Genomic DNA, 1,494 nt, shown 5'->3' on the forward strand with positions numbered 1-1,494 from the left:
CAGGTCACCGGGCTGCCGGCCACCGGCCTGATCGGCCGGGCCTGGTCCCGGGCGGAGTGGGTCGAGGAAACGCTCGGCACCTGGAAACGGCTGACCGAGCCGGTCGCCAACAGCATCGCCAACGCACTGTCCACCGCCATGACGGAGCAGATGCCGGAGGAAATGAAGTCCATGATGGGCGGCGCGTCCTCCATGCTGCAGAACATGGGCGGGGCGATCTTCGGCATGCAGCTGGGCCAGGCCATCGGCGCCCTGTCGGCCGAGGTGGTCAGCTCCACGGACATCGGTGTACCCCTCGCCGACCTCGAAATGGCGCTGCTGCCCTCGAACGTGGCCAAATTCGGCGAAGGCCTCAGCCTGCCGGAGAACGACATCCGGCTGTTCCTGGCCGTCCGCGAAGCCGCCCACGCCCGGCTGTTCGTCCAGGTACCCTGGTTGCGTGGGCACCTCCTCGGCGCGATCGAAGCGTATGCCCGCGGCATCCACATCGACACCTCGAAGATCGAGGAACTCGCCCGCGAGCTGGATCCGGGCAACCCGGAAGGCATCCAGGAGGCTTTGTCCCAGGGCGTCTTTATGCCGCAGCGCACCCCCGCCCAGGACCAGGCCCTTGAGAAGCTTGAGACCGCACTCGCCCTCGTGGAGGGCTGGGTGGATGAACTGAGCTGGGCCGCCACCGAGAAGCTGCTGCCCTCGGCCGCGGCGCTGCGCGAGACGGTGCGCCGCCGCCGCGCCACCGGAGGACCGGCTGAACACGCATTTTCCTCCCTCGTGGGACTGGAGCTGCGGCCGCGCCGGCTCCGGGAGGCCGCAGCGTTGTGGGCCTCGCTCAAGGATGAACGCGGAATCGACGGCCGCGACGCGATCTGGCAGCATCCGGATCTGTTGCCCACCGCCGAGGACCTGGAAGATCCGAAAGGCTTCAGCGAACGCCGGAAGCTGGCTGAGGCCAGCGACTCCGAGGTGGACGATGCGCTGCAGAAGCTGCTGAGCGGCGGATTCGACGAGCCTGAGGATGACGGGGCAGCCGGCGACGGCTCCGCCGAGACTGGTGGCGCCGAACAGCCCGGCGAGCCCGGAACTGACGCCGCACCCGGAGAGGGCGACAACCCCAAGCCCTAACAGGCTGCCGCGCTAGTCGGCGAAGGCGGCAGCGTCGGCGACGTCGATGTCATCGTCGTCGCCGGCAGGCATGAGTCCGCGGGAGGTGGCGAAGGAGACGCCTTCGAGGAAGGCCTTGGCCCGGCCGGTTTCCGGGTAGGCCTCGAGCAGCCGCCAGAACGCGGCGTTATGGCCGGCGACGAGCAGGTGCGCCAGCTCATGCAGCAGCACATAGTCGATGACCCACTGCGGCATCGGCTGAAGCTTGTCCGACAGCCGGATGGTCCCGTCCGACGGCGTCGCGGACCCCCAGCGGGAGTTCTGGTTGCCCACCCAGCGGACCGAGGACGGTACAGCCCGGCCGCCAAAGTACTTGGCGGAGAGCTCGGCGGC

At 69.1% G+C, this 1,494-nt stretch carries 2 protein-coding genes (1 of these 2 only partly in view); one reads left to right on the forward strand and one right to left on the reverse strand.

All coding sequences use genetic code 11. The features are described from left to right. Positions 1-1,122, forward strand: the 3' portion of a protein-coding gene (locus K789_RS0110610; RefSeq protein ID WP_024366738.1) for a zinc-dependent metalloprotease. 342 nt of this gene lie to the left of the window's left edge; the window shows 1,122 of its 1,464 coding nt (coding positions 343-1,464); its start codon lies beyond the left edge, outside the window; it ends in the stop codon at positions 1,120-1,122. A gap of 12 nt (positions 1,123-1,134) precedes the next feature. Here K789_RS0110610 and K789_RS0110615 read toward each other — a convergent pair. Next, positions 1,135-1,494 (reverse strand): M48 family metallopeptidase (locus tag K789_RS0110615; protein WP_024366739.1); only part of this gene is annotated, 360 nt, incomplete at its 5' end.

The sequence above is a fragment of the Arthrobacter sp. TB 26 genome (assembly GCF_000427315.1).
Classification (GTDB): Bacteria; Actinomycetota; Actinomycetes; order Actinomycetales; family Micrococcaceae; genus Arthrobacter.